At 49.1% G+C, this 6,547-nt stretch carries 9 protein-coding genes; 3 read left to right on the top strand and 6 right to left on the bottom strand.

Going from position 1 to position 6,547, the window contains the following annotated elements; genetic code table 11:
- Positions 1-41: 41 nt before the first annotated feature.
- On the bottom strand, positions 42-530 hold the full coding sequence (locus tag AC23NW_RS15825) for a 7TMR-DISMED2 domain-containing protein (protein WP_487450604.1): 489 nt from the start codon (positions 528-530) through the stop codon (positions 42-44).
- Between the two features lie 167 nt (positions 531-697).
- Between AC23NW_RS15825 and trpF the strand changes: the two genes are divergently transcribed.
- The 3 genes from trpF (at position 698) to AC23NW_RS15810 (ending at position 2,976) form a co-directional block, all read left to right on the top strand.
- Positions 698-1,321: a phosphoribosylanthranilate isomerase gene (gene trpF / locus AC23NW_RS15820; protein WP_487450603.1), complete on the top strand. Its 624-nt coding sequence runs from the start codon at positions 698-700 to the stop codon at positions 1,319-1,321.
- A 161-nt stretch (positions 1,322-1,482) separates the two neighbouring features.
- A complete protein-coding gene (locus AC23NW_RS15815; RefSeq protein WP_487450602.1) occupies positions 1,483-1,983 on the top strand; it encodes a PspC domain-containing protein in 501 nt (166 codons plus the stop codon).
- A 3-nt stretch (positions 1,984-1,986) separates the two neighbouring features.
- Entirely contained in the window at positions 1,987-2,976 is a 990-nt protein-coding gene (locus tag AC23NW_RS15810) for a toast rack family protein (protein WP_487450601.1), read from the top strand.
- Between the two features lie 54 nt (positions 2,977-3,030).
- Here AC23NW_RS15810 and AC23NW_RS15805 read toward each other — a convergent pair whose 3' ends face one another.
- From AC23NW_RS15805 to AC23NW_RS15785, 5 genes are all read right to left on the bottom strand, one after another.
- Entirely contained in the window at positions 3,031-3,447 is a 417-nt protein-coding gene (locus tag AC23NW_RS15805; protein ID WP_293845711.1) for a hypothetical protein, read from the bottom strand.
- Between the two features lie 20 nt (positions 3,448-3,467).
- The gene (locus AC23NW_RS15800) at positions 3,468-3,950 is read right to left on the bottom strand and encodes a hypothetical protein (RefSeq protein ID WP_293845708.1); all 483 of its coding nucleotides are present in this window, start codon (positions 3,948-3,950) and stop codon (positions 3,468-3,470) included.
- Positions 3,951-3,988: 38 nt separating this feature from the next.
- Entirely contained in the window at positions 3,989-4,549 is a 561-nt protein-coding gene (locus AC23NW_RS15795; RefSeq protein ID WP_071501616.1) for an RNA polymerase sigma factor, read from the bottom strand.
- 130 nt (positions 4,550-4,679) lie between these two features.
- Complete coding sequence (locus AC23NW_RS15790; protein WP_487450600.1) at positions 4,680-5,639, bottom strand: transketolase family protein; 960 nt, start codon at positions 5,637-5,639, stop codon at positions 4,680-4,682.
- 2 nt (positions 5,640-5,641) lie between these two features.
- The gene (locus AC23NW_RS15785) at positions 5,642-6,499 is read right to left on the bottom strand and encodes a transketolase (protein WP_487450599.1); all 858 of its coding nucleotides are present in this window, start codon (positions 6,497-6,499) and stop codon (positions 5,642-5,644) included.
- Positions 6,500-6,547 lie beyond the last annotated feature (48 nt).

Below are 6,547 nucleotides of genomic sequence, written 5' to 3'. Positions count from 1 at the left end.
AATCGATCAGTTTGCGGATGATTTTAACTCACTAATCGAATTTATGACCATGCATAGGGTTTTATGAGAAAGCCCTGCACCCGCATATAGACTCTTTCAGGCGATTTCCCTAAATCAAAAACAGTTTGATTCCGTTCCAGAAAATTAGTGCCGAACGGTCGCATTGCCCCCGTGAACCAGGATCTCCGGTTATTTTTCCCGTCAATCGCATAGACGTCCAGCATCCGGACATCATGCAACTGCTGAAGCAGATATAACTCCTCGCCGGACTCGTTTTTGATATCAATCCGCAGCCAGAGTGGATAGTCAGTATTCCCAAAATTGAGAAAGCTTTTGGTATTTAACCGGAAGATACTGTCGGGTAGCTCACGAATCCGGGAAAATGTCATGTTTTTGGCGGAGTCGATATAATAGTAGGCCGCCGGTTCAAGTGCCTGTAAATCCTTCGCCGATTTATATATAAACTTCTTTTGTGCCGGTGCGGCAAAAGCAACAAGCAGGCACAGGACAACACTGAATAACCGGGACATAGGCGGTCTGCGTTTGGGTAAGGCAAAATAGTGAACTCCGGAAAAAAAACACCGGCTTACCTAACGTGCGGCAACTAATTATGAGCAGTCCATTACTTTTGTATTTTACTTCACCGGACAGCAACCCGTTGCAAAGACGACGGTGCTCTGTTCTTCTTCTGTTTACAATGGCTCTGAAAACCATCGTCAAAATCAGTAACGTTACAAACCTGAGTGATGCCCGCTATTGCGCCGGTATGGGCGTAGATATGCTTGGCTTCTCTATGGACGAGCAATCGCCCGAATACGTTGATCCGAAAAAATTAGCCGAAATCCGTTCGTGGGTAGCCGGTGTCCGGATTGTCGGCGAAACGACCTCGACCGATCTGACCCAACTGGAACAACTGCTCGATCAATATCAGCCCGACGTTTTACAAATTACCGAGAGCGCTCTCTTACCGTATGTTTCTACGTTTGACAAACCGGTTATTCTGGCGCTCGATTTATCCTTGCTTTCGCTCGAACAGCTCGAAGCCCTGGCATCTACGCCGGTAGCCGGTGCTGATTTTCTGTTGCTGGAAAGCCGTGCTGCCCTGCATCTGGACAGTGACCTTTCAGCAAAAATCAACCAGCTGGCTAACCGGCACCCTGTATTACTCGGCGCCGGGTTCACAGCCAGCTCAGTCGATGCGCTGCTGTCAACGCTGCCGGTTCAGGGTATTGCCCTGCAGGGCGGCGATGAAGAACGCCCCGGTAATAAGGAATTCGGTGAGCTGATGGATATACTTGAAGTACTCGAAACCGACGAATAAGCTTCTGTTGAGGGTTTTCTTGGCAAAACACGGTAGTATGTATTACCTATTATCAGGCAAAACCCTCTATTCATCAAATCAAGCTTCCACTCTTCCATCTTCCATTGCCGTTCCGGCCGCTACCGGCTAGGTTTACATCATCAATCAACTACTGATGAACAATGGAACGACGCTTAGAACGCTTTCCCGATGAGGCAAAAATCGGCGGCGTATGTGCTGGTCTGTCACATTATTTCAATCTCGATGTTGCTTTAGTCCGCGCATTATTTGTTATCGGAATTTTTCTGCCACATTGTCCGGCTGCGATTATTTACATTATCTTGTGGATAGCATTGCCGGAGCGTTTATCCGGAACCGCTTATTCTCAGTCAACTCTTTACGCTAATCCTTCTTTTTCTATGTACGCATCAAATCAAAAACCGCAAGGTAGTATCATTGGTGGGGTAGTTCTCATCATTCTGGGTGTCCTGTTTTTATTAGACCGCTGGTTCAACATTGATTTTGGTGACCTGTGGCCGCTGATCCTGATTGCCATCGGTGTCTGGCTGATCTTTAAAGACCGGATTAAGCCGCCTTATGACAATAACACGTACAATAATCCGACGAATTACAACAATCCGACCGACTATAACTCACCGTCGAACCCGGGCGGTACGCTATAAACCATGAAGACGAAAGGACTTTTCTGGGGCTGTTTCTTTGTGGTCTTTGGTCTGCTGTTCCTCGGCCGGAATATGGGCTGGCTGACCATTGACTGGGACTACCTGAAAGATTTCTGGCCTCTGTTACTGATTCTGGCAGGTGTGAACCTGATTCTGGAGCGACGAAACAGCCAGCTGGTCATTATTACGACGCTGTTGCTCGGTATCATTGCTCCGGTCGCTCTGTTCAGTTTCCTGAACCGCGACCGCGATTTTGGCCGGTATGAATATCATCTCGGCGACGATAAGTATGACGACGACGAGGATGACCGCGAAGCCGAAGAAGATGAAAACGATACCTTCCGGTCTGACGATGGCAAAGTGCAGGAAAACGTGTTTGTCGAAAGCATGTCGGCTGATACGCGGGAAGCCAAACTCAAATTCGAAGGCGGTGCCGGTCATTTCGTGATCGGCGAAACCTCAACGGACCTTATTAAGGCGGAAACAAAACAGACATTCGGCGTCTATAAAATGGAAGTTGAGCGCGACCCGACAACCCGCACGCCGACAATCGTTCTGACCCCTAACGAAGGTAATGTAAAGATTAAGGACGGGGAGCTGAAAAATAAGGTTGACATCAGGCTGAACCCGAATCCGGTCTGGGACATTGATATCGACATGGGTGCCGGTGAAGGCGACTTCGACCTGAGTGCGTTTCAGGTAAGGCAGGTATCGGTCGATGCCGGTGCAGCCGACGTAGACCTGAAACTCGGCGACAAAGCGGCGCAGACCGATGTTAAAGTAAGTGCCGGTGTAGCCTCTGTTGTCATCCGGGTCCCGGCTCAGGTCGGTTGCCGGATTGAAAAGGATGGTGCGCTGAATATCAACGAACTCGAAGACTTCCAGAACACCGGCAACGGCGTCTATCTAAGTCCGGAGTATGATAAGGCAACGAAGAAAATAAACATCCGGTTCGACGGCGGGATTTCCCGGTTTAAAGTCGAACGCTACTAATAGCAAAGCCCGCTCAACAACCATTGAGCGGGCTTCTTCATGTATGGGTTAGTGTTAATTTTTTAACTGCTCGAGGAGCATTTTACTGAACGTCCGTTCGGTGTTGTACAGTTCATTCAGCTGCTTGGGCGAAATCACCTTCAGAAACTTTTTCGAATAGTCTTCGTCCAGGTTTGCCAGCTGCTGTTTGAGTTCGTTAATTTCCTTGATGTTGCTGAGTGCTTTTTCGTCTGTCAGGTTCTGGCCACCATTCAGCTGGCGGATTTTCCGGCGAATATCCGACCGTTTATCGTCGTATTCGTTATAAATCGCCCAGAAGCCAGGTGCCTGGTCAGCGGTCAGGTTAAGCCGGTTGGTAATCAAACCAATCTTGGCACTTTCAATTTGCTGTCTCCCTCCTCCTCCTTGCGCCAGTGCTACCCCGCCAGATAACAGCAACCAAACTAAACAAAAGCCTATAAGTCGTCGCATGGTAATCATTACTGTGTGTTTCAAGAACCAAATTCCATTGTTTGTGGGTCGTACAATTCGTGTTTGTCAAGGTGTTGCCGAACATCTTCCGGCCGAACGTCCAGATATCGGAACAACGTTGAGTCACTACTAACTGCCGGTTGTCGGACAGCATTGTCTAACAGATCATCTACTGTCACACCTTCTTCGTCCAGGTAACTCAGAATTGCCTCATTGCTAACCCCGCTCAGGGATTCATTATCGAGCGCTTCCTGCCGGGCGGGCCAGGTTATCCAAACCAAAGCCGCCACTAAACCCGCTCCTGCCATTGATGCAACCGAACGTTGCCATGACCAACTGACGGAAAAACCGTGTTGTTTTTTGGCAACCCGAGCCTGAACGCGAGAAGGCAGCGTGTCAAAATACCCCTCCGGCACGCTGGAAGCATTGCTTTCAAAGGGGTGCTGTCTGAGCGGATGCCCAGCCTTCAGCTCGTCCAGCGATATGTATTTCTTCTCATTCATAGCCATTTGCTTATTTGACAGGGCTCAATGGATAAGGTTTACTCGCCGTTAAGAAATTCTTCAATTTTTTTCACCGCTAAATGGTAAGACGCTTTGAGTGCCCCCACCGACGTACCCGTAATTTCCGAAATTTCTTCGTACTTCATGTCATCGAAGTACTTCATATTAAATACCAGCCGTTGCTTATCCGGCAATTTCAACAAGGCTTTCTGTAGTTTCAACTGTATTTCCTCACCACTGACATCCCCTCCTGAGGTTACAAAGTCTGAATTTTCTTCCAGTTTTTCCAGCAGCTCTCCTTCCACATCACCGATAGGGAGAAAAAACTTACGCCGTTTTTTATTCAGAAAGTTGAGGCACTCGTTCGTAGCAATGCGGTAAATCCAGGTATATAACTGACTATCACCCCGAAAGTGTTCCAGACTCGACCACACTTTGATAAATGTTTCCTGCACCAGATCATCCGCATCGTCATGGTCGATAACCATTTTACGAATATGCCAATAAATTTTCTGCTGATACTTACGCACCAGCAAATTAAAGGCATAATTCCGGCTTGCCGGGTCACGGTATTTTTCGAGGAGTTCCTGGTCAGTCATTTTATATCAGTAGAGACGCAAGCTATTGCGTCTCTAGTCTACGTCAGTTCATCAAACTATTTTACGTCTCGTTGCCTCAGGTATTCCCGAAACCTCCGGAAGAGGAGACGCAAGATGTTGCATCTCTACGTTACGCGGCTTTGCGCTGCATGGCTTTCTTAACAGCCTCAACAATTTTGTCGGCAGTCAGGCCATATTTTTCCATCAGCTGGGCCGGAGTACCGCTTTCGCCGAAGGTATCATGCACGCCGATCATTTCCAGCGGTGCCGGATAATTACGGGCCAGCACCTGGGCAACGCTGTCGCCCAGACCACCGTTCAGCATGTGTTCTTCCGCCGAAACGGCACATCCTGTTTTCTTCACCGAAGCCAGAATTGCCTCTTCATCTAACGGTTTAATCGTATGAATATTGATGATATCAGCTTCAATTCCTTCCTCAGCCAGCTTCTCACCCGCCAGAATAGCTTCCCAAACCAGGTGACCGGTTGCAAAAATCGACACGTCCGGACCTTCGTTCAGGATAACGGCCTTACCGATTTCGAATTTCTGATCAGCCGGGGTAAAAATCGGTACAACCGGACGGCCGAAACGCAGATATACCGGACCTTCATGCTCCGCAATGGCGATGGTAGCGGCCTTGGTCTGGTTGAAATCGCACGGGTTGATGACCGTCATGTTGGGCAACATTTTCATCATACCGAGGTCTTCCAGAATCTGGTGCGTTGCTCCGTCTTCACCCAATGTCAAACCGGCGTGTGATGCACAAATTTTAACATTTTTGTTAGAGTAACAAACAGACTGCCGGATTTGATCATATACGCGGCCGGTGGCAAAGTTGGCAAACGTTGTCGCAAACGGAATTTTACCGCCAATGGTCAGACCGGCAGCCACCCCGATCATGTTTGCTTCGGCAATACCGCACTGCACATAGCGCTCCGGAAATTCTTTGATAAAGCCTTCCAGTTTGAGGGAGCCCGCTAGGTCGGCAGTCATCGCCACAACATCCGGGTTTGTCCGGCCCAGCTCCAGAATCCCTGCGCCAAAGCCTGAACGAGTATCTTTCTTTTCGGTAAACGTGTATTTTTTCATAATTAATAATCCTCCTGTCCGACAGTTTGTGGTAATTGATTCAAGGCAACGGCAAGCTGCTCATCGTTCGGCGCAACACCATGCCATTTGTGACTGCCCATCATGTAGTCGATGCCATAGCCCATTTCGGTATGCATCAGAATCAGGGTTGGTACATCGGCATCCTTGCGCGATGCTTTCAGTTTCGCTACTACGTCGGCCATGTTGTTGCCTTCCATGTGCTCCACGTTCCAGCCGAATGCCTTGTATTTTTCGCCCAGATCGCGGTTGTTCATGACCAGACTGGTCGGACCATCGATCTGCTGACCGTTCAGGTCAATAACTGCCGTCAGGTTACCCAGTTTGTGGTGTGGGGCAAAGGTAGCACCCTCCCAAACCTGACCTTCCTGCTGCTCACCATCTCCCATCAGGACATATACGTGCGAGTCATCGCCGTTCAGACGCTTGGCCAGGGCAGCACCACAGGCGACTGACAGACCCTGACCCAGTGAACCTGATGCAATCCGGATGCCCGGCAGGTGCTCGGCCGTTGTCGGGTGACCCTGCAAACGGCTGTCCAGCTTCCGGAACGTAGCCAGTTCAGTAACCGGAAAATAACCCCGACGAGCCAGTACCGAGTAAAACAACGGTGAAATATGGCCGTTAGACAGGAAGAAAACGTCTTCGCCTTTTGCGTCCATGTCAAAAATAACCGTGCCCTGCCCGTCTTCTTTCAGACGCATTACATCAAAATAAAGTGCTACCAGAAAATCAGTACAGCCCAGTGATCCGCCGGGATGGCCTGAATTTACGGCATGAACCATCCGAACGATGTCGCGCCGAACCTGTGTAGCAATCTGTTCGAGTTGTTGGATTTCCATAGTTTTAGGTTTGCAAGCCTTACAGTGGCCTCAAAAGAGGTTGTCAAC

It is taken from the genome of Arsenicibacter sp. R0_47 (assembly GCF_057652235.1).
This window is presented reverse-complemented; position numbering and strand designations above follow the sequence as displayed.

Coding starts and splice junctions, on each gene's coding strand:
- AC23NW_RS15825 (WP_487450604.1), bottom strand. CDS start 530: ATGTCCCGGTTATTCAGTGTTGTCCTGTGCCTGCTTGTTGCTTTTGCC.
- trpF (WP_487450603.1), top strand. CDS start 698: ATGGCTCTGAAAACCATCGTCAAAATCAGTAACGTTACAAACCTGAGT.
- AC23NW_RS15815 (WP_487450602.1), top strand. CDS start 1,483: ATGGAACGACGCTTAGAACGCTTTCCCGATGAGGCAAAAATCGGCGGC.
- AC23NW_RS15810 (WP_487450601.1), top strand. CDS start 1,987: ATGAAGACGAAAGGACTTTTCTGGGGCTGTTTCTTTGTGGTCTTTGGT.
- AC23NW_RS15805 (WP_293845711.1), bottom strand. CDS start 3,447: ATGCGACGACTTATAGGCTTTTGTTTAGTTTGGTTGCTGTTATCTGGC.
- AC23NW_RS15800 (WP_293845708.1), bottom strand. CDS start 3,950: ATGAATGAGAAGAAATACATATCGCTGGACGAGCTGAAGGCTGGGCAT.
- AC23NW_RS15795 (WP_071501616.1), bottom strand. CDS start 4,549: ATGACTGACCAGGAACTCCTCGAAAAATACCGTGACCCGGCAAGCCGG.
- AC23NW_RS15790 (WP_487450600.1), bottom strand. CDS start 5,639: ATGAAAAAATACACGTTTACCGAAAAGAAAGATACTCGTTCAGGCTTT.
- AC23NW_RS15785 (WP_487450599.1), bottom strand. CDS start 6,499: ATGGAAATCCAACAACTCGAACAGATTGCTACACAGGTTCGGCGCGAC.